The sequence below is a fragment of the Gemmatimonadota bacterium genome, assembly GCA_016719105.1.
Taxonomy (GTDB): Bacteria; Gemmatimonadota; Gemmatimonadetes; order Gemmatimonadales; family Gemmatimonadaceae; genus SCN-70-22.
Genome location: JADKAQ010000046.1, coordinates 46,775 through 68,695 on the forward strand (window position 1 = coordinate 46,775; position 21,921 = coordinate 68,695).

12 protein-coding genes are annotated in these 21,921 nt (G+C 70.7%); 5 read left to right on the forward strand and 7 right to left on the reverse strand.

Annotation, left to right across the window (positions count from 1 at the left end; translation table 11 throughout):
* The first annotated feature begins 241 nt into the window (after nucleotides 1-241).
* Complete coding sequence (locus tag IPN47_24490; protein MBK9411133.1) at nucleotides 242-2,653, forward strand: hypothetical protein; 2,412 nt, start codon at nucleotides 242-244, stop codon at nucleotides 2,651-2,653.
* Between the two features lie 52 nt (nucleotides 2,654-2,705).
* On the opposite strand, the gene IPN47_24495 is transcribed toward IPN47_24490, so the two are convergent.
* Nucleotides 2,706-3,470, reverse strand: coding sequence for a glutaminyl-peptide cyclotransferase (locus IPN47_24495; GenBank protein MBK9411134.1), 765 nt, complete (start codon nucleotides 3,468-3,470; stop codon nucleotides 2,706-2,708).
* Between the two features lie 266 nt (nucleotides 3,471-3,736).
* Here IPN47_24495 and IPN47_24500 point away from each other — a divergent pair, with 266 nt between their 5' ends.
* Nucleotides 3,737-4,648 (forward strand): ROK family protein, encoded by a 912-nt coding sequence (locus IPN47_24500; protein ID MBK9411135.1) that lies wholly within the window; start codon nucleotides 3,737-3,739, stop codon nucleotides 4,646-4,648.
* 29 nt (nucleotides 4,649-4,677) lie between these two features.
* Here IPN47_24500 and IPN47_24505 read toward each other — a convergent pair whose 3' ends face one another.
* Genes IPN47_24505 through IPN47_24515 form a run of 3 tightly spaced genes read right to left on the reverse strand, consistent with a single transcriptional unit; the run spans nucleotide 4,678 to nucleotide 9,239 of the window.
* Nucleotides 4,678-6,747, reverse strand: coding sequence for a penicillin acylase family protein (locus IPN47_24505; protein ID MBK9411136.1), 2,070 nt, complete (start codon nucleotides 6,745-6,747; stop codon nucleotides 4,678-4,680).
* 18 nt (nucleotides 6,748-6,765) lie between these two features.
* Nucleotides 6,766-8,310: an FtsX-like permease family protein gene (locus IPN47_24510; protein MBK9411137.1), complete on the reverse strand. Its 1,545-nt coding sequence runs from the start codon at nucleotides 8,308-8,310 to the stop codon at nucleotides 6,766-6,768.
* The gene (locus IPN47_24515) at nucleotides 8,262-9,239 is read right to left on the reverse strand and encodes an ABC transporter permease (GenBank protein ID MBK9411138.1); all 978 of its coding nucleotides are present in this window, start codon (nucleotides 9,237-9,239) and stop codon (nucleotides 8,262-8,264) included. The genes IPN47_24510 and IPN47_24515 overlap by 49 nt, the downstream gene beginning before the upstream one ends.
* 240 nt (nucleotides 9,240-9,479) lie before the next feature.
* Here IPN47_24515 and IPN47_24520 point away from each other — a divergent pair, with 240 nt between their 5' ends.
* The 3 genes from IPN47_24520 (at nucleotide 9,480) to IPN47_24530 (ending at nucleotide 16,992) form a co-directional block, all read left to right on the forward strand.
* Nucleotides 9,480-11,093: a beta-lactamase family protein gene (locus tag IPN47_24520; GenBank protein ID MBK9411139.1), complete on the forward strand. Its 1,614-nt coding sequence runs from the start codon at nucleotides 9,480-9,482 to the stop codon at nucleotides 11,091-11,093.
* A gap of 238 nt (nucleotides 11,094-11,331) precedes the next feature.
* On the forward strand, nucleotides 11,332-15,996 hold the full coding sequence (locus IPN47_24525; protein ID MBK9411140.1) for a diguanylate cyclase: 4,665 nt from the start codon (nucleotides 11,332-11,334) through the stop codon (nucleotides 15,994-15,996).
* Nucleotides 15,997-16,305: 309 nt separating this feature from the next.
* Entirely contained in the window at nucleotides 16,306-16,992 is a 687-nt protein-coding gene (locus IPN47_24530; protein ID MBK9411141.1) for a hypothetical protein, read from the forward strand.
* Between the two features lie 470 nt (nucleotides 16,993-17,462).
* Here IPN47_24530 and IPN47_24535 read toward each other — a convergent pair whose 3' ends face one another.
* From IPN47_24535 to IPN47_24545, 3 genes are read right to left on the reverse strand one after another with little or no spacing between them, the layout of a single operon-like run.
* A complete protein-coding gene (locus IPN47_24535) occupies nucleotides 17,463-18,545 on the reverse strand; it encodes a hypothetical protein (GenBank protein ID MBK9411142.1) in 1,083 nt (360 codons plus the stop codon).
* A complete protein-coding gene (locus tag IPN47_24540; GenBank protein ID MBK9411143.1) occupies nucleotides 18,542-19,774 on the reverse strand; it encodes a hypothetical protein in 1,233 nt (410 codons plus the stop codon). The genes IPN47_24535 and IPN47_24540 overlap by 4 nt, the downstream gene beginning before the upstream one ends.
* Nucleotides 19,723-21,291 (reverse strand): PIG-L family deacetylase, encoded by a 1,569-nt coding sequence (locus IPN47_24545; protein MBK9411144.1) that lies wholly within the window; start codon nucleotides 21,289-21,291, stop codon nucleotides 19,723-19,725. Before IPN47_24545 ends, IPN47_24540 begins: the two co-directional genes overlap by 52 nt.
* Nucleotides 21,292-21,921 lie beyond the last annotated feature (630 nt).

Consider the following 21,921-nt stretch of genomic DNA (forward strand, 5'->3'; position numbering starts at 1 on the left):
TCTCGCCCCGGGAAACGTTTCCTCCCGGAGATTGACCGCATAACATACGGGCGCGGGCGACCGGGTCAAGATCGTGTAAATCGCCGCATCCCTTTCATTTGGCAGGTTGAACCCTGAGTCCGAACTCGGGGAAAACCGGACTTTCACTTCCTGTTTTCGAGTCAGACAGGATGCAGGATTCCGGAACCCCATGCAGGGGAAGCACTTCCCTCAACCGCCCACGTCCCGACGAGGTTCGGCCATGGTCCTGAACGCGCTCCTCCTCCTCGCCCAGCTCCAGCTCCCCCCCCGGAGTGTCGCGCCGGTCCTGGCCTTCCCCGAAGCTGGGCTCGACGATAGCGCCGCCTACCAGGGCTACCAGACGCGCATCTATCGAGATGCCGCGGGCAACACCTTCCAGATCTATCTGGATGGACGCCAGGGGCGCGTCGTGCACCTGCTGGCCGACGCCGAGAACGCCAGCGTGGGACTCTCGGCCCGCACCAGCACGGGAGAGCCGGCCTCGCTGCGCTGGGATAGCCCACGCGCCACCGTCGCCCGCGCCGGTCGCGCTCGCACCGTCCGCTACTCGCTCGTCACCGACAGCCGCACGCTCACCCTGGGCTGGTTCGTCCTGGGGACGATGCGGGTCGAGCGCGACTTCCAGTACGAAGGCCGGCACCGGCGCCCCTACGGCGACCAGCCGTTCGCGGTCCCCGAGCTCGTGCGCCTCGTCGCCGCGCTCGAGTCGCTCCCGCCAAGCGTGCAGACGGAACACCTGCGCGCGCTGCGCGCCGCTAGTGTGTCCGCGCTGCGCGCTCGGCTGCAACCGGTGACGCGCGTCGTGCGTGGCGGTGGACAATGGACGGCGCGGGTCACGCAGCCCTCGCTCGATGGACGCGACACGATGACGGTCGACATCCGCGGCGACGAGCGCACCACGTCCGCCTCCCACCGCGGCGATTCGCTCGTGATCGACGGGCGCGGCAACGCGATCCGACTCACCGTGACCGTCGGCACCACGGGCGCGGCGCTCACGCCGCTCTCGCGCGACGAGATCTTCACCGCCGACTTCCTCGCCTTCGTCGACTCGGTGCGTCGTGCCGGGAGCACCGATCCCGCCGCCCGCACGCAGGCACGCTGGATGGAGCGCCAGGTACGTGGCGTCGAGCTCCTCGCCTCGCGCGAGAAGCTGATGGCCGGGCTCCCCACGTACGCGACGTACTTCGGGCGCGACATGCTGGTGACGGCCATGATGATGCGCGACATCTGGCGCGACGACATGGCGGCCTTTGCCGTGGCCGCCGCGCTGCGCAAGCTCGCCCCCAATGGCGAGGTGAGCCACGAGGAGGCGTTAGGCGGCCAGGCGGTGCGCGAGGCGGCCGCCGAGTACGTGGGGCTGGTGCAGGCGCAGCAGGCGGCGCGCGCGCGCGACGCGGCGGGCGCTGCCGACTCGCTCCTGGCGCGCGCCGGCGAGGTGCTGCGCGGCCACCGGCGCGTACGCGAGAACTACCATATGATCGACGACGAGCTGCACCTGCCGATCTTGCTGGCCCGGTGGCTCGCCGACGCCGACGTCCCCGCCAGCCGCAAGCGCGCCTTCCTGCGCGACGCCAGCGACGGCGAACCGCGTCTCACGCGCGTGCTGCGCGAACTGGGGCGGGTGGCGCGTGCGACCGCGCCGTACGCCGCGGCCCCCTCCCCCGCGACGCTCATCTCGTTCGCCCGGCGCGACGACGGCGGATGGGCCTCGACGAGCTGGCGCGACAGCGGCGTGGGCTACGCCGGTGGACGCTTCGCGATGGACGTCAACGCGATCTGGGCCCCGCACGCGCTACAGGCCACGCGCACCATCCTCGCCGCCTTGCACAGATTGGGCTTCGGCGCCGACTCGCTCGCCCGCGCCCTCCCCGAGACGTTGGGTGACACGCCGCTCGGCCGCTGGGTGCGCGACTCGACCGCACTCACGGGGGCGATCGAGACGTGGATGGGCGCCGGCAGGCATTTCGTCGTGCGGCTCGGCCCCGCCGAGGTGCAGGCCGGGGTCACGGAGCGCCTGGCGGCGATGCCGACAGAGGAGCGGACGCACTGGCAGGGTGTGCTCGGCGCCACGCGGGCCGACCGCGATTCGCTGGTCTTCCTCGCGCTCGCCCTGGACAGTGCCGGCACCCCGATCGGGGTCGTGAACTCGGATGTGGCCACGCGCCTCTTCCTCGGCGACCCGCAACGCGGCGCGATGGACCGCGCCGTGGTGCTGCGCGACGCGCGGCAGTTCACCCGCGCGTATCCGGTCGGGCTCTTCATCGACGGAGTGGGGCCTGTGGTGTCCAACGATGCCTACGCCACGCCGAAAGTCTGGGCCGACTTCGTGCGCGACCAGTATCACGCGCCTCGCGTGGCGTGGGGGCGCGAGGTGAACCTCTTCCTGCTGGGCGTGGCGTACCAGGCGCGCGTCGGCGGCGGGGGCGACCCCGCGTATGCCCGTGAGCTGCACGACGCGGCGCGCCGCGTGCTGTCGGCCGTCGAGGCGTCGGGGTTCAAGAGCGAGCTGTGGAGCTACGACTTCGTGCGTGGCGCGCCACGCGCCATTCGCTACGGTTCCGGCAGCGACGTACAGTTGTGGAGCACGACCGACCTTGCCGTGCAGTACGCCCTGGCGCGGTGGCGGCGCTAAGCGGCTCGCGCGTGGGGCGTGCGGCACCGCGCGCCCCACGGACCGCGCGGCGCTAGCGCGCGGGCTTGATCCGCACGGAGTACATCGTAGGCCAGAGCTTTCCCGTCAGCAGCAACTGCCCGGGGGCCGGGGCGCGGGCGATGCCGTTCATCACGTCGGCCCCGTACGGGCGCGTGCCGCGTGGCCAGAGCGCGGAGAAGTCCACCAGCTGCTGCACCTCGCCCGTCGCCGGATCGATGCGCGCCACCCAATCGGACTCGTAGACGTTGGCGTACAGCACGCCATCGATGAACTCCAGCTCGTTGATCTTCGAGAGTGGCGAGTCCTGGTAGCGCACGTGCACCACGCGCGCCGTCGCCATGCTGGGCGGCGAGAGGAAGCGGAGCGAATCGGAGCCGTCGCTCATGATGAGCGAGGTGCCATCGGTCGCGAGCCCCCACCCCTCGCCGGCGTACGCGAAGGAGTCGACGCGCGCGAGCGTCTTCGCGTCGTAGACGTATCCCACCTTCGATTCCCACGTGAGCTGGTAGAGGCGCCCGTCGAGCAGGGCGAGCCCTTCGCCGAAGCGATCGGGGGCGAGCGGCGTGGACGCGAGCACCGCGCCGGTGCGCAGGTCGACGCGGCGCACCTCCGAGTCACCGTAGCGCCCCGTGCTCTCGTACAGCGTGCTGTCCTGCCAGATGAGCCCCTGCGTATACGCCCCGGTGTCATGCGGAAACTCGGCGACGACCTCGAACGGGACGTCGTCGATCGGCTCGCTCTGTGCGCCATCGCACGCGGCTCCGAGGGATGAGGCGAGCAGGGCGAAGAGCGGCAGGAGGCGCAGCAGGCGTGTGCTCACGAGGCGACGCTGGGCTCGGGGACAATCGGCGTGGAGATCGGGGTGCGGGGCCACGACGCGAGGCCACGCGACACACCGCAAGGTGAACGGGCGCCGTGTCGCTTCGCCAGTCTCGCCAGACAATCGGGGCGCGGCGACGCACGCGCGGTTCACCCGCCCGATCACCCCTGAGTGGCGATTCGTGCGTCGGGACGGCACGTTGTAGCGCGACGAATCGTCACCTCCACCCGCGTTCCTCTGCAATGCGCATCGGCATCGACCTCGGCGGCACCAAGATCGAAGGCATCGCCCTCTCCGACGCCGGAGAGATCCTCGTCAGGCAGCGCATTGCCACGCCCAAGGGCTACGCGGAGACGGTCGCGGCGATCACCGGACTGGTCCAGGCACTCGAGGCCGAGACCGGTGCCCGCGGGACGGTCGGAATGGGGATCCCCGGCGCCATCGTCCCGTCGACGGGGAAGGTGAAGAACGCCAACTCCACGTGGCTCATTGGGGAGCCGTTGGGGCTCGACCTCGGGCGGGCACTCGACCGCGAGGTCCGCATCATGAACGACGCCAACTGCTTCGCCCTCTCCGAGGCGACCGACGGCGCTGCGGCCGGGGCGCAGGTTGTCTTTGGCGTGATCCTCGGCACCGGCGTTGGCGGCGGGATCGTCGTGCGAGGCGAGTGCCTCGCCGGGGCGAACCTCATCGCCGGCGAATGGGGACACAACGCGCTGCCGTGGGTTGCGGCTGACGAGCTGCCCGGCCCCGCCTGCTACTGCAGCCGCACCGGGTGCATCGAGAGCTGGCTCTCTGGCCCGGGCTTCGCCAGCGACCATGCGCGCGTGACGGGGCAGCGGTGGAGCGCGCCGCAGATCGTGCAGGCCGTCGAGGCGGGCGACGCCGGGGCGCAGGCATCGCTCGCCCGCTACCACGACCGACTCGCCCGCGCGCTCTCGTCGGTGATCAACCTGCTCGACCCCGACGTGATCGTCCTCGGGGGCGGGATGTCCAACGTCCCCGGGCTCGCCGAGGCGGTGACCCCCTTGCTGTCGCGCCACGTCTTCTCGGACACGATCGTGACGCGCGTGGTGCGTCACCGGCACGGCGATTCGAGCGGGGTCCGTGGCGCGGCGTGGCTCTGGCCGCGCCAGGGATCCCCCGTTCGTTAGGCACCACACCGGGCGCCCATCGCCATCCGCTACGGGATGGTCACCTTCGACTCGAGGTGGGCCTCCACCTCGCTCCGGGTGCGCCAGGCATCGCGCATCTGCTTCTTCGAAAAGAGCTCGAGCTGGTCACCCTTGTGCTTGGAGCCGGGCTGCGTGGCATTGCCGTAGGCCGTGAGCACCTTGGCCTTCACCGGATTCGAGAACTCCACCGCCTGGTAGTACGTGTCGCCCGCGATGATCGCCGCCTTGCCGTCCTTCCCGGGCGCGTAGTACGCCACCCGGAAGATCCCCAACGGGTCGCCCGCGCCGCCGTTGCCGGGGAGGTCCTGTCCCGCGAACTGCAGGCGATTGACGTCACCGTAGGCGACGTCGAGGGCGCCATGGTCCTTGACGGTGGCGCGTGCGGCGGCGCCTAACGCTGCCGCTGCCACCTTCGCGTCGGCGAGCCCGCTGGGCGTCGTGAGCGCCGAATCGAGGCGCCATTCGCGCGCGAAGGGCTTCCCCTTGGAGTCGCGATACCACTGCATCACCCACGCCTGGAACAGCACGCCGCCGCGGCTCCCGGCGTCGGTGCTGCGGTCCCAGGCCTCGAGCACGTCGGCCGCCTTGCGCGCGTCGGCGTCGCCGGTGGCGCGCGCCGCGGCGAGCAGGTCGGGGAGGACGCGATCGGCAAGGGCCATGCGCGTCGAGTGCTTGTACTCCACCAGCTCGTCGAGCGTCACGCTCGAATCCGCCAGCTGCATCAACGCCGAGCGCTGCGGGCGGAACGACATCTCGCGCGGGGCCACGTAGGCGGCAAACGAGTCGGGGGCGAAGGCGAGCGGCCACGTCACCGTCCAGGGCGGGTCGTTCGCATTCTGCAGCCACCCGCTCGCCGGGTCCATCACATGCGGGAGCTCGTCGTAGCGGAGGTACTCGGTCCACACGAGCGCCGAGCTGTCACCGCGCATTGCCCCTTCCCACGTGCCGAAGTCGCCACGCGCCCGGCGCGGCGTCTTGCCGCCGAAGAAGTAGTACGTGTGCCCGTCGGCGCTGGCGGCCATCACGTTGAAGAAGGGGACGTGCAGCTGGCGCACCGTCTCCTCGAACTCCTTCATCGACGTGGCGCCACCCATCTTCCACCACTGCTCCACCGCCCCCGGATCATCGAGACCGGCGACGCGCACCGCGTACGTCCCCGTGCTGTCGTCGCGGAAGACGGGGCCGTGCACCGACTCGCGCACGACGAGGGTGTCGACGCGGACACCGCTGGCCAGCTTGACCTTGAGTACCTCCTCGTGCGACGTGTATGCCTTCTCGGCGCCGTCGAGGAGGTATCCGCTCCCCTGCGGCGTGAGCTTGTAGACGTCGGCGCCGTCCTGCGTGTTGACCGTGTGCGACCAGCCCACGTGATCGTTGAAGCCGATGGCGGGGGTCGGCATCCCCACCAGCGTCACGCCGTAGAAGTTGCGGTCGGGCGTGGTGACGTTGGCCTCGAAGAAGAGATAGAGATCGTACCACCCGAGGTGCGGGTTCCCGAGCAGCAGCGGGTTCCCCGAGGCAGAGCGCTTGCTCCCCACGGCCCACATGTTGGAGCCCGGCCGGAAGTCGTTGTTGAGCCCTTCGGGGAGTTGCACCTGGCCGAAGAACATGAAGAGGAAGTTGATGATCTTCTGTCCATGGGCCACGACGTCCTGCGGCGTCACCGGGAGCACGACCTCGAGGCTGTCGGTGAGCGCCTCCGGATGCTCCTTGGCGTACAGGTTGACTCCTTCGGCAAAGGCGTCGAGGTCGGCGCGGATAGCCGGGGAGAGCGACGTGTACCACTGCTCGGCGCGCGCCGGGATCCCCATGGTGCGCACGAAGCGGTCGGTCGTCAGGTGCGACTCGCCCCAGTACTCGGCCGATCGACCACGGGCCTCGCCGTAGAGCCTGAGGACGAGATCGCCGTGCGCGGCCATCTGCGAGTAGCCGAAGGCCTTGAAGGCCTGCGCATCGTTCGGCGCGTAGATGTGCGGGACCCCCCAGGTATCCCAGAGGATTTCGGTGGCGGATGCAGCGCGCTGCTCGGGGGCCGCACAGGCCGCGAGCAGGAGTGCGAGGGGCGCGAGACGTTTCATGGCGAGTGTGGAGGACGGTTACGAAGTGCGCAGTGCATCGAGCGGATCGACGCGGGAGGCACGGCGTGCGGGGAGCCAACTGGCGAGCAGTGCAACGAGGAGGACGAAGACGACGACCACCGCCATGGCGACGGGATCGCTGGGGTGCGTGCCGTACAGCAGTTCGGCGAGCAGCGGCGTGGTGCTGCGGGCCACGACGAGGCCAGCTGCAACGCCACCGCCGCAGACCAGCAGGGCGTCACGCAGGATCATCGCGGCGATGCGCTGGCGCGAGGCGCCGAGCGCGCCGCGAATCCCGATCTCACGAGTGCGGACGCCCACGCTGTAGGCCAGGACGCCGTGCAGCCCGAGCACGGCGAGCAGGAGTCCGACGGCGGCGAAGGCGAGAATCTGCGTCGCGTTGGTGCGCACCCCACGCAGCTGATCGCCCACCTGGTCGGCAACGAGCGTGGCGAAGACCGGGCGATCGGGGACCTCGCGCACCAGGAGTTGGCGCACCGGACGCAGGAGCGGCGCCGGTGCGGCCGCCCCCTGCACCAGGAAGGTCGGGAAGGGTGTGCTGGCCTGCCGCCAGGGCCGGTACAGCTCCGCGCCATCGTCCGCAAGCAGGACGTTGGGCTGCGCCGCCTTGTTGTCGCGCACCACTCCAACGATCGAGAGCGATTGGGCGAGCCCCGGGGCCGTGTCGACGCGCACCACCTGTCCCACCGGGTTCTTCCCCGGCCACCAGCGACGGGCCGCCCACTCGTTGACCATCGCCACGGCAATCGTCCCCTCGCGATCGTCCTCGGTAAAGGCGCGACCGTTGACGACGGCAACGTCGAGCGTGCCGAAGTACTCCGGGCTCACCGCCACGGCGGCGGTGGGGACATCGCCCGGCGGGAGCGGCGTCGCCATCCCGTCGAGGGTGATGGCCGGCGAGGTGCCCCGCGCGCCTAACGGGACCGAGGCCCGCACGGCGGCGTTTGCCACGCCGGGGAGTCGCTGCAACTCGCGCAGGATCCGCTCGGTGACCGGGTGGTAGGTCGCCGGCACCCGCCACGGATGCGGGAAGCTCGGCGTCCCCTGGACCAGGCGTTGCGCCTGGAAGCCGAGGTCGACGCGCGAGAGGTGGAGCACCGACTTGGTCAGCAGCGCACCACCGGACACCAGGACGACCGCACTGGCCACCTGCGCCATCACGAAGAGCTGTTGCAGTCGGCGCCCCCACCGCGAGGGGCTCGCCCCCGGGGTGGCGTCGCGCAGGAGTCGCTGCGGATCGAGGCGCGCCACCAGGCGGGCCGGAACGACCCCCACGATGGCCGCGGCGAGCGCCGCGACGGCGATCGCGAAGGCAATCACCCGCATGTCGAGGCGGTACTCCATCCCGGGCGGTCGCAAGGAGTCGAGGACCGACGCCGACTGCAGGGCGCCGAGCGATCCCTGCGCGAGCACGACGCCGAGGGCGCCACCGAACAGGACGAGCAGGAGGTGCTGCCGCAGCAGGTGCCCGCCCACCCGCCCGGGGGCACCGCCTAACGCGGCCCGGATCGCCAGTTCGCGCTGCTGGTGCAGCGTACGCACGAGGACGAGGTTGGCCGGTTGGCGCAGGCGATGAGCAGGATGCACCCCACCACCGCGCCGAAGACGAGGTCGTGCGACTGCGTCGAGGCGGCGTAGCGCTCGCGCAGCGGCGCCGCCGTGAGGCGCAGGCGCGGCGCCGGCGCCCGCACGCCGCCGCGCCCCCCGCCCGGGGCATCGACCACCGCAGGCGGCGCGGGCTCGAGCGTCGATAGCTCGGCACGCAGCTGTGCGAGCGTCTGCCCTGGCGCCAGGCGACCGATCGCCGTGAGCGTGCGAATGGAAGGACGCGTACTCGGATCGAGCACCGGAACGACCGGAAGCCAGAACTGCGAATTCACCTCGTGCGCGAAGCCCGGCGGCATCACGCCGACCACCGTGTACTGCGTGTCGCTCAGCTTCACGACGCGTCCGAGGATCCCCGGGTCGGCGCCGAATTGCGAAGTCCACAGCGCGTGGCTCAGGAGCGTGACCGGAGGAGCCCCCACCTTGTCATCGTCGGCGGTGAAGGGGCGCCCCAGCTGCGGTTGCACCTGCAGCAGCGCCAGGAGGTTCGGCGAAATGACCCCACCCGTGACGAGGAGCGGCTCTCCCTTGGTCGCCAATGCCTTGCCACCACTGCTGTAGCCGGCGACCGCATCGAGCGCGCGGAATCGATGACGCCGCAGCACCTGGTCGAACGTCTCGTAGGAGACGTCGCAGGCCACGCGACATCCGCGTCCCTCCGCCGAGCGCGCCTCGCCCCCCTCGTCGATCGGCACCTCGCTCAGCAGGACCAGGCGATCGCCATCCGGAAACGGGAGCGCGCGGAATCGCACCGCATCGATGACGGCGAAGGCCGCCGCGCTCGCGCCAATCGCGAGGGCGAGCGAGAGGACCGCCGTGACCGTGAAGCCCGGGGTGCGCAGTAGTGCGCGAAGCGCGAGACGCATCTGCCTATTCTGGCGCCAAACCGGCCGTTGTCGAGCCTGACTTGTCGATGGTGGAGCGTTCCCGACCTGAGCTTGCAGCGTGGTGGGCGGGGTGACGAGGAGGGCGCGCGGAGGGCGCACGACCCACGTGCGGGACGCGCATTGACGCGGAGCGCGACGGTCGGGCAATGTTGCCGACCACGATCTCCACCGCCGATGTGCGGTCGTTCGTCGCCGTCCACCCACGCTCCGTCCGTCGCCATGCCTCGCTTCGCCCTTCGCCTCCCCACCGCCGCCACCATCGGGGCCCTGATCGGTGCCGTGCTCTGCCTCGCCACCGTCGTCCAGGCGCAGGGGACGCGCAACGACGCCAAGGCCCCGCCGGCCGCCTTTGCCGATGCGGCGCGCGACGCCAAGCTCGCCTCCGCGTATCCGGCGATCGACCGGCTCATGCGCGACTTCGCCGAGCGATCGAAGGTGCCGGGGATCGCCTACGGGATCGTCATCGACGGGAAGGTGGTGCACGTGGGGGTCTCGGGACTGCGCAACGTCGGCACCAACGCCGCGGTCGACACCGCCACGGTCTTCCGCATCGCGTCGATGACCAAGAGCTTCACCGCTGCGGCCATCCTCCAACTGCGCGATGCCGGCAAGCTCTCCTTGGACGACCCGGCGGAGCGCTACATCCCCGAGCTGGCGCGGTTGCGTTACCCCACCACCGACTCACCGCGCATCACCATCCGCCACCTGCTGAGTCACTCCGAGGGCTTCCCCGAGGACAACCCGTGGGGTGACCAGCAGCTCTCGGCCACCGACGAGGCCATGGCGCGCATGATGCGCGCGGGGATCCCCTTCTCCACCGCCCCCGGGACCGCGTACGAGTACTCCAACTTCGGCTTCGCCATCCTCGGGCGGATCGTGAGCCGCGTGTCGGGGATGCCGTATGCCCGCTACGTGCAGCTGCGCATCCTCCGCCCGTTAGGCATGTCGGTCACCACGCTCGAGGCGCGCGACGTCCCCGAATCGCGGCTGGCGCATGGCTATCGCCGGCAGGACGACCGCTGGCTCGAGGAGGAGCAGCTCCCCGACGGATCGTTCGGGGCAATGGGCGGGATGCTGACCTCGGTGGCCGACCTGTCGCGCTGGGTGGGATTCATGCTGGACGCCTGGCCGCCCCGCGATGGCGACGAGGGACGGGTGCTGAGCCGTGCCTCACGCCGCGAGATGCAACAGGTCTGGCGCTTCAACGGCGGCAGCGCGGTGCGCGACGCCGCCGGGAACCCGGTGCTGAGCGCCGGGGGCTACGGCTACGGCCTGGGCGTGCGCCAGACCTGTCGCTTCCGCATCACCGTCGCCCATTCCGGTGGGCTCCCGGGCTTCGGCTCGCAGATGCGATGGCTCCCGGAGCAGGGGGTCGGGATCGTCGCGATGGGGAACCTCACCTACACCGGGTGGGGGAGCGTCATCGACCAGGCGTACGACGTCCTCGCCGCCACCGGGGGACTCGAGCCGCGCCAACCGCAACCCGCCCCGGTCCTCGCGCGCCTGCGCGACGACGTCACGCGCCTCGTCACCCGCTGGGATGATGCGCTCGCCGATAGCGTGGCCGCCATGAACCTGTACCGCGACGAGTCCAAGGAGCGTCGCCGCGCCGCTATCGAGCGGGTGCGGCTGCAGGCGGGGGACCGTTGTGCCCCTCAAGGGGGCTTCGTGGCGGAGAACGCCCTGCGCGGGCGCTGGCGGCTGCGTTGCGCCACCGGCGACCTGCGCGTGGAAATCACCCTGGCGCCGACCACCCCGGCGCGGGTGCAATTCCTCAGCGTGACCGCCCTCGGACGCGACGAATCGCTCGCCCTGCCCGCGGCCTGTCGCTGACCACGCGGGCGCCTGTGATGCAGCGCACACGGCACGTGCCGCACAGGGCGCGGTCGCTCCCCTGCACGACGGGGGGGCGGCGGTGTGGCGAGGGGGTCCCGTGGATCGTCTGAGTAGTGCCCCGGCCGCTCGCTCCAGGGCAGACGTTTCCCTGCCCTGCGCCCCGCCCCGCCCTCGGTGTCCTCGTCGCTGTCCGACGTCACAGCCGCCATCCCTGCCGACGAACTTCGTGCACTGATTGACCGCGCACGACTGCGAGCGGCAGTCGAGGCGTGACGAGGCGCGCGCACTGTACGAATCGGCGCTGTGGCGGATGCGCCCGCCGATGACGGGCTTCAGCGTGACCAGCATCGTGCGCTGGATCGCCCGCACCTACCTCGCCGACGCGATGTTCGACGAGGCCCGCGACTGCCTGGAACTCTCGCTCGCCATCGCCGAGCAGACGGGCGACGTGGCCGGGACCGGACACTCCATCAACCAGCTGGCGGTGTTGCACTGGCAGCTGGGGGACCTGGACAACGCCAAGCGGTTGTACCTGACGGCGCGCGAACATGCCACGCGGTCGGACGACGCGTCGCTGGTGGCGATGACCTCGACCAACCTCGGCGTCATCGCCTCGGTGCGCGGCGACCAGGAGCAGGCGCTGCGCTACTTCGAGAGCAGCCTGCGCGAGTATCGCCTGCTGGGGATGTCGCGCGACGTCTGCATCGCGCTCAACAACGTCGGGCTCGTCCACACGCGGCTTACGCACTGGGACGACGCCGACCAGGCGTTCAGCCAGGCGCTCGAGGTGGCGCACACGCTGCGCGACGTGGAGATCGCCACGCAGCTCGAGATCAACCTGGCCCAGGTGGCGATGCACCGCGGCGATCTCGACACGGCGCGCCGGCTGGTGGAGCGGGCACTCCTCACCGCGCAGGCCCACCGCCTGGGCGATTCGCTCGGCGGAGCCTACAAGCTTGCAGCAGCGATCGCGCGCTCGCAGGGTGACCTGGATGGCGCGCTGGCCTCGCTCGAGCGCGCCGCCGACGTCGCCACGCAGCGCGGCAACGGCCTGCTGCTCGCCGAGGTCGAACGCGACCGCTCCAAGGTGCACCGGCAACTGGGCCGGAACCGCGATGCCCTGCAGAGCCTCAACATCTCGCACCGCCTGTTCACCAGGCTGCAGGCGCGCCAGGACATGGCGGCGATCGCGCAGGAAACGCGCGCACTCGAGGGCGACTTCCTCGAACTGGCCCGCCGCTGGGGCGAATCGACCGAGTCGAAGGACCAGTACACGCAGGGGCACTGCGAGCGGGTGGCCGACCTGTCGTGCCGCCTCGCCGCGGTGGCCGGGGTCGAGGCGGGGGAGCTGCTCTGGTTCCGCATCGGGGCACTGCTCCACGACGTCGGCAAGCTGATCGTCCCCTCCGAGGTGCTCAACAAGCCGGGGCGCCTAACGAAAGAGGAGTGGGAGCTGATGAAGCGCCACCCGATCGCCGGCGTCGAGCTGCTGTCGGAGGTGGAGTTTCCGTGGGACGTGTTGCCGATCGTGCGGTCGCACCACGAGTGCTGGGATGGTTCGGGCTACCCCGACGGGCTGGTGGGTGAGGAGATCCCGATGGTCGCCCGCATCGTCTGCCTGGCCGACGTGTACGACGCCCTCACGACTGAGCGCAGCTACAAGCGCGCGCTCCCGCATGACGAGGCCATCGACGTCATGCGGCGCGATGCCGGGCGCCAGTTCGACCCGGAGCTCTTCGGCATCTTCGAGCGGCTCATGCGCCATCAGGGAGCCTCCGCCCTGGCCGCCGAGCCGAGCGAGGCGGAGCAGGTGAGGGAGCGCCGCGGACGGGCCACGATGGACGAGCTGACCGGGCTCCCCACGCGGCGCGCCTTCGTCGAGGCCGCGCGGTTGCAGCTGTCGACCGCCACCGAGGCGTCGCCGCTCGCCCTGGCCGTCATCGACGTTGACCACTTCAAGTCGGTCAACGACACCTTCGGCCACCTCACCGGCGACAACGTGCTCGAGGTCGTCGCCAAGGTCCTCTCCGAAGGGTCGCGCCCCACCGACGTCGTCGGACGCTACGCCGGCGACGAGTTCGTGATCCTCCTCCCCGATACCGACGCCTCCGACGCGCAGCGCTTCTGCGAGCGGCTGCGCGAGGCCGTCGGACAGCGCCGCATCCCCGTGCGCGGCGCCGAGGAACGGTGGGTCGGCGTCTCGCTCTCCATCGGTGTCGCGGTCGCGCCGCGCAACGGCGAGTCGTTCGAGGACCTCTTCGCCTCCGCCGACCGCGCGCTGTACGAGGCCAAGCGCCGCGGCCGCAATGCCGTCGCCGTGGCGAGCCGCGACGGCGAGGTGGGCAAGCCGCGCCTCAACGTCCAGCACTTCGTGGGACGGCAGGCGGAGGTCGCCCGCCTGCGCGAGCGCGTGGAAGCCTGCGTGCGCGGCGAACCCGGGCTGGTCGCCGTCATCGGCGAAGCCGGCGTGGGGAAGACGACGCTCGTGCAGCGCATGACGTCGGAGATTCGCCTCCGCACCGGGACGCTCGTCACGGCGCGCGCCCTGGAACCCGATGTCCGCCCCCCCTTCGGCGTCTGGGCCGACATCGTCTCCCAACTCCACCAGCTGCGCATCGTCCCCGCGCAGCGCTGGCCGCAGCTCGCCCGGATCGTGCCGGCGCTGCAGGCCGAGCACGAGGCGAGCGGCGAGGCCGATGCCACCAGTTCGTCGAAATACGCCCTGCTCGACGAGCTGGTGACCTACATTCGCACAGCGGCCGCCTCGCGTCCGCTGATGCTCGTCCTCGACGACGTGCAGTGGGCCGACCACGCCTCGTGGGAGGCGCTCGAGCACCTGCTCGGGGCGGTCGATCACGACCGCCTGCTCATGTGCCTGACGATTCGCCGCGAGGACGCGCAGCAGTTCGAGACGAGCCGTCGCCGCCTGTCGCGCCACGAGAGCTATCGCGAGCTCCGCCTCGAACGCCTCTCCCCCTCCGAGGTGGGGGAGTGGCTCGCCGACATCCTGCACCAGGCCGAGCGCGAAGGCGAACTCGCCGAGTATCTCTACCGCTACACCGAGGGAAACCCGCTCTTCGTCGTGCAGGTGCTGCAGACGCTGGTGGACGAAGGGGTGCTGTGGTACGGCGGCAAGCGGTGGGAATGGTCGACGATCCACGCGTTGCAGCTCCCGGCCGCCGTCGACGACCTCCTCGCCCGCCGCCTCTCGCGCCTCGCGCCGTCCACGGCCCAGACGATGACGACCGCCGCCGTCATCGGGCGGACCTTCGAGTTCGACCTGCTGCAACGGGCCACCGAGCTGGACGAGGACGCCCTCATCGACGCCATTGACGAGGCAGTGGCCGTCGGAGTGCTGGACAGCGCGATCGACCGCGACGCCGATCGCTACCAGTTCGCGCACACGCTGCTGGCCGACGCCCTCATCCGGCAGGCCAACCCCCGGCGCATCCGGCGGCTTCACGCGCGAGTGGCCGAGGTGCTGGCGGCCGAGCGCCCGGACGCCCACACCGAAATCGCGGTCCACTTCGACGCCGCGGGCGACGACGGGCGCGCCTACGACTTCGCGCTGCGGTCGGGCAATCGGGCGGCCAGCATCTACGCCCTCGAGGATGCGATCGCCTCGTACGAGATCGCCGTGCGTCGCGCCCCCAGCGAGACGGCGCGCCTGGAAGCGCGCCTCGCGCTGATCGATGTCGCCCGCATCGCCGGCAAGCTCGATGCGGCGAGCGCCGCCTGCGACGCGGCGCGCGCCGACCTCGGGCGCGAGGACACCCCGGCGCGCCTTCGCGTGGCGCGGCGCGCCCTGCAGCTGCAACTCCTGCAGGCCCGCAACTTCCCCGAAGTCGTCTCGCAAGGGCGCCTCCTCCTCGCCGAGGCACGTGCGATCGGCGCGCGCGAGGAATCGGTCCTCATCCTCGCCAGCATCGCCGACGCCCACACGCGCCTGAGCCAGCGCGCCGACGCCGAACGCGAGGCACGCGCCGCCACCGCCGAGGCCGAGCAACTGGGCGACGACCTCCTCATCGCCGACGCACGCCTGCGCCTGGGCGCCGCCCTGATCGAAGTGTCGCCGCACGAGTCGTTGCTGGAATTCGAGGCGGCCCGCCAACGCTTCGACGCCCGCGGCAATCGTTTCGGCGTCATCCGCTGCCTGGTCAACAGCGGGATCATCCACGCGCGCCGCGGCGCAGGGGAATCGGCACAGCAGGCCTACGAACAGGCGCAGCGCGCCGCCGAGGAGGCCAACATCCCCGACCTCGGCGGACTCGCCGCCCTCAACCTGGGCATCCTCTTCCAGATGACGGGGAACTTCGACCGCGCCCACGCGTCGTACGCATACGCGGAGCGCATGTTCGCCAAGGTGCATAACGACGGTCGCCGATTGGCCGCCATGTACAACAGCGCCAACCTCTCCCTCGAGCAGGGAGACGCCGTGGCCGCACACGACATGTACGAGCGCGTGCACGACATGGCTACCGAACTGAAGGTCGTCGACATCGAAGTGGGGGCGCTCGCAGGCGCCGGACTCGCGGCGCTCGCGCTTGGCTACGTCGACCAGGCACTCCTCTCACGCCGACGCGCCACCGAGCGGAGCGCCGTCCTCGGCGCCACCTGGTACCAGGGGCGTGAATTGCTGGAGGCGCTCGAGGTGAGGTACCTCGTTGCAACCGAGCGTCATGCGCAGGCCGGCGCGGCGTTCGACAAGGCGCGGGCGCTGGCCACAACTATTGATGAAGGGGCTGCGCTCTGGCTGGTGGCCGAGTGTGCCCCCGCGCTGGCCCGCTCCAACGACGGGCGATACGACGCGATCATCCGCGAGGCGCACGACCGCGCGGCCGAGTACGGACTGCGCCCGCTTGCTGCGCGGCTGGCCGCCGCGCTTCGCCAGCCGCTCTAGTCGCGCGCGGCGCCGGTGGGGGCCCCCCACCGCCGGCTGTGCGTGGTCGCGCCAACGCCTTGTGTTGCAGCGCACCAACGTGAGTGCGCGCACATCACCCCACGCGGCACTTTCGTCGCCCGCCCGGTTCGGTCGAGATGACGCGACCCGTGAGCAGGTGGCGGACATCCTGACCGAATCGCGGTCACGATGCCCGAACGGAGAACCAGCTAAAGCGTGTGTTTTCAAGGAGTTATGCTGGCACGAGCCCTGCTTTGCATAGCGGCGAACGTCGGATCGCCTTCACTCTGGCCTCGAGCTACTACTTCCATGCATCACATCACCAAGCGCATCCCGAAGCTGGCCGGTCTCGCTTTCGCCGCCCTGCTCGCGGCCTGCTCCGCCGACACCTCCACGAGCCCGGCGACTGCCGCGCCCGATCCGGCGATGAATGTCGCCGCGCCGGAGATGCCCAGCGAAGTGCTGCAGCAGGCGGTCGCGGCGCAGGAAGTCGACGCGCCGATCCCGACCGATCCGCGCCACGCGACCATGGCCTCGACGTATCCGGCGAACGCGGTGACGTATCAGTTCACGATCGATCCTCGCTATGGTTGGAAGGTGATCTTCGGGACGCACATGGTGACGTTCCCGGCGCAGACCATCTGCGACCCGGCGGCGAGCAGCTACGGCCCCGATTCCTGGCTCGATGCGTGTCCGAAGCTCGGCACCCCCATCACGATCACGGCGACGACGTGGATCGATGCGCAGGGGCGGCCGCAGATCGACTTCGCCAACGCCATCCGCTTCTATCCCAACGGTCGCAACCAGCTTCCGGCGATCTACCTGCGTGACGCCTGGGCGGCGGCCAACTCGTGGGGTCGTATCGACTACTGCTCGAGCACGGGGTGCGTGGACGAGGCCGCCGTCGATCCGGTGCTCGGCACGCAGCGCGACATGTACACGGGTTACCTCTTCCGCCTGATCCGCCACTTCTCCGGTTACAACGTCTGGGCGTAACTCGCCTTCCCTCATACACCAACCGGAGACACTCCAATGCACCAGACACTCACCGGCTCGCTGGCGCGAGGGATGATCCTCGCGACGAGCGGCTGGCTCCTCGCCAACTGATCCACCGCTGACCTGAAGCGCTCGTTCCGCTCCCGATGCAGGTGCCGACTCGGCATCAACGGGAGCGGCGACAGCCCGAAGGGTGATCCGTTCACGGATCGCACATCGCCACGGATTGAGGCAGCCACATTGCCTCCTGCACGCGCCGTTTCGACGGGTACTCTCCCCCGCTCGAACCGGCGCGTTGCCGTGGCGGCCACCGGCGCCTCCGCCGGATGCGTCGAGGCGATGATCTCGGCCCCGCGGTGGTCAACACACGGTCGGCTCCATCGACCGTCGGTCGGGCTCCGGACGATGCTCTCAGCCCGGTGGCGTCCGCTCCCTGCCGCCGCGCCGAGACCGAACGTCCCCGCCGGCGCCTAACGCCGCGCGGCGGTGACGGGCGAGTACGCCACCCCGTCCGACCAGACGCCGGTCGGGGCGTACCCGACGATCACGCCGCGCGCGACGTCGATCGTGGCCAGGCGGTTGCGCCCCTGCAACGTGACGAAGGCCCACCGGCTGTCGTGCGAGAGCGCGATCCCCTCCGGCGAGGGCGACTCGGGGACCTCGGCCGTCGCGACGAGCGAGTCGCGCGGGACCACGATGGTCCAGCGTGCCTTGCGGCTGGCGGCATCGAATGCGCGCACCTCGCCCCGGACCGGATCGCTGACCACCACCGTCTGGCCGTCCGGGGTGACCGCGAGACGGTAGGGCATCCCGAAACCGCGCAGCGTATCGACGGGGGTACCGGTGGCGTAGTCGAGCACCACGACCAGGCTGTCACGATTGCTCCCCACCCAGACGCGCCGGCCGTCGGGGGTGATGGCGATCCCCTCCACCGCCCCCGCCACCGGGAAGACGTCGGCCGTGTCCGCAGCGGCGGGGGCGAGCCGGCTCACGGTGCCGTCAATGACATTGGACGTGACCAGCCGGCGCGCCGCGGCATCGATCGCCAGCATGTGCGAGCCGCGACCGCGCGTGCGCTGCGTCATCACGACACGCGCATCGCGCACGTCGACCGTCAGCACCACCTGTCGCGCCTCGGAGGTGACGACCAGGAGCGTGTCGCCCGGGAGGAAGGCCACGCCGTGGGGACGCTGGTACTCCCCGAGCAGCAGCGTGCGGACGACCGAGGCCGCGGCCACATCGATCACCGTGATCGAGTTCCCCGGGGCGCCACGCACGCCGTAGTTGGTCACGACGGCCCATCGCCCATCGTGCGATGTCGCGACTTCGTGCGGACCTGCCCCGGTGGTGAGCGTGGCACGTACGGCACCGGTGGCCGCATCGATCACCGTCGCCGTGCCATCGCTCATGTTGCTCACCACCACCGTCCCGCTCGGGCGAGATGGCGGTGACTGCCCGTGCGCACGGCGCGTGACCAGCGCCATCGACGCGAGCGCCGTGCAGACGAGTGCCGCCAGCAGCACGGCACGCCGATGCCCGGTGGCGGCCGTCATGGCTGCACCGCGGCGCGTGCCGACAGGAGGTTGATCATGAGGCGCGCGGCTCCGGGATTGCCGTTGGGGAGTTGTCGGAAGAAGGCCAGCGTGGTGTAGACGTAGGTGCCCTTGCCATACGAGGCGACGAGGATCGCCCCGCGATTCGGGGCCTCGCCCGGGTCGTTCATCTCGAGGACCGGCTTGTACGCCGGGTCGAAGGTGCGCGGCATGTAGAGGGTGCGATCCTGGATCCAGCCATCGAAGTCGCGAGTGGTGATCGTGTTCGGCGACGCGAGGACGGCCGCCGATGGATCGATGACGGTCACCGGCGCGCCCTCCACCGTTACGCGATCCGCCGGTCGGGCGAGGGTGATCGGGTACGGCATGATCCCCGGCTGCGTCATCTCGAACTGTCCGTACTGGACCACGAGCGTCCCGCCCGCGCGGGCGTAGTCGAGCAGGCGGGCGTTGTTGGCCACCAGCGTCTCGCTGGCCTCGTAGGCGCGCGTGCCCACGACCACCGCGCCAAACCTCGAGAGATCGGTGCGCGGGAGGGCGGCCGGGTCGACGACCGTCACGTTGACGCCGAGCTGCTCGAGCATGGGGGCCACGTTGTCGCCGACACCGGTGATGTAGGCGATGCTGACGGCGCGGGGGAGCTTCACGTCGACCGCCTCGATGCCTAACGTTGCGGGGCGGTACAGCCGCTGCGGGCGGATGTGGTCGTAGGCGAGGGCCGTGTAGCCCGTGGTGAACGACGCCCCATTGCTCGTGGCCACGGCCGAGACGACGTGACGGCCGGCGGCCAGCCGCCCGCGCACGTTGAAGGTCACGACGCGCACGAGTTCCGGGACTGCACCACCGCCAATCCCGAACGCCGCGCCGGGACCGGCCGGCGCCGGCCGCCCGTTGGCGGGGAAGGCGACCCGTCGTTCAGCGCTGTCGGCCTGCAACCCTGCCGGGAGCTGCAACGACACGGCGACCTCGCGCGCCTCGGAGGCGTGCGACCGCACGTACACGCGGATGGCGCGCTGCATGGGGGCGTTGGCCGGGGCGTACCCCACCGCATCGTCCAGCGAGACCGTGATGGCCGGCGCCGCGGCGATGGGATGCTGGATCTCGCCCTTGATCGCGTCGGCGTAGCGGTACACGACCGGCGCTTCGACGAGCACCGCGGCCGAGTCGACCCGCAGCGTCACCCAGACCGAGACCGCCGCACGCCGCGCCGTCTCGGAGGTCCCGAGCACGCGAGGCGCGAACATCGCGCCCCGGCGCGGCGTCCGCAGCCACCACGGCTGCGTCGTTCCCGCGAGTGGAATGGCGATCGAGTCGGCGAGCACGCTATCGGGGCGATCGTTGCCGCGAGCGTCTTGGCCCCGGCGCCCTGTCGTACGCTCTCGAACACCGTGATCCCCTCGACGCGAAACGGGCGCTCCCCGCGATTGAAGACGCGGACGGCCACGGGGACGCGTTCGCCGGTCGCCCAGACTTCTCGGGTCGCCGTCGCCTCGACGACGGCGCCCATCGCGAGCGCCAGCGCCCGCCCGGTCCGCTCGCTGGCCACCGACCAGGCAGAGGCGAGATCCCCATTGGCCGCGCTGACCTGAATGACATCCGCCCCGACGCGGACCTCGTCCTGCACTTCACCGCTCGTGAGCCCCGCCGGGGGATTCGAGATGTCGCGCAAGCACGGCGCCGAGGGGCCGGTCGGACAGACCGCGCGCAGGAGGCGTTGCACGCGCACGAGTGGCGCGACGAGCGTCCCGGGACGCGTGAGGTCGAGCGCGGCGCGCGCGGCGGCGAAGGCGGCGGGGAGCGAATCGAGCGCCGCACGCTGCGCCGGCGACGTCATGATGGACGCGAAGCGCGACCAGGTCGTGTCGATCCCGTCGAAGAGCCCGCGTTCGGACTTGGCGTCGGCCGGTGCGCCGGGAACGCGAGCCGCTTCGCGAATGACCTGGTCCCACCGCACGCCCTTCTGTTGCAGGGAGCCCATCGCCTGCGACTTGTGCTGCGAGCGCGAATCGGCCGCGACCTCGCTGTACGAGCGTCCGAGGACCGGGTTGTACTCGCCGACGTTCATGCGGAGCGTGGCACGCTCCTGCATTCGGAAGTTGGCGCTCCGGTAGAACTTCGCGACCGTCCACCCGCCATGCCCGGCGGTGGCGGCGCGCGGGAAGCGGACCGTGTCGCCTGCGGCGTCGTACGCCTCACGGGCGAAGAGACCGGACACCTGATGATGGCCGTGCCCGTCGGCCGGCGTGCCGCTGAAGACGGCGACGATCACGTGCGGTCGGAACTGGCGCACGACGGTGACCACGTCGCGCAGGATCGAGTCGCGGGACCATTGCGTGAGCGTTTCTTCGGCGTTCTTGGAAAAGCCGAAGTCGTACGCGCGCGTGAAGTACTGGCGTCCCCCGTCGAGTCGGCGGGCGGCCAGGAGTTCCTCGGTCCGGATGGCGCCGAGCGCTTCCCCCAGCTCGTTGCCGATCAGGTTCTGCCCGCCATCGCCGCGGGTGAGGGAGAGATAGGCGGTTTCGACGTGGCGCCCCTTGGCGAGCCAGGTGATGAGCTGCGTGTCTTCATCGTCGGGGTGAGCGGCGATGACGAGGACGCGCGCGGAGGTTCCCAGGCCCTCGACGAGGGGGCCTAACGCGGAGGCGCCGCGGGGTTGGGCGGGGAGGGGGGTGGTGAGGAGCGCGGCGACGAGAAGCGCCGCACATGTCGAGAACAGGCGGTTCCGAGGCCGCGGCGATGCGTTCATTTGACTGGCAGATGAGGCGATGGCTGCTCGCATTGAGCGGAAATGTACCTTCCGACCCCTGCGAGCAACCATGCCGGCCACCGGACGTCTCGCTGACTCTCGGTATCTCAGGTACTCGCGTCAGCCTTCGATGGCGCCCTTCGCGTACCGCGTACGGATAGCGGCACGACGGCGGTCGCTACCTGATGGATCCCGGGTCGTCCCGTAGCGACACCCAGCGTCCGACGCCCGCGTCGCCAAGACTCGTGACCGGGCGGGCGTTGACCTCGGCGAGGTAGGATCGAAGCTGCGCCAGGCGCTTCGGTGAGATCGGTCGTGTCGGGACGGTCCCGCTGATCGGCACGACCGCGGAGAGATCGTCTCCTGCATGCTGGCGCTCGAGTCGTCGCAGCAAGGCGATTGCTCCGCCGATCGTTTCGGGGGTCGCGGACGCCCGCGCGAGCAGGATCACGCTTCGTCCCGTCGGTCGTGCGCGAAACAGCACGACCGCCCGTGCACCCTGCACCGGGAGCGTGTCTGCAAGTGCGAGAACCGCCGGAGGTTCCGCGGACGACTGTGCGCGCGACGGGCCAGCCATGACAAGGAGCAGCAGACCGCTGTTTCGCAGTCCGCGCAGGTATGAGCGAATGG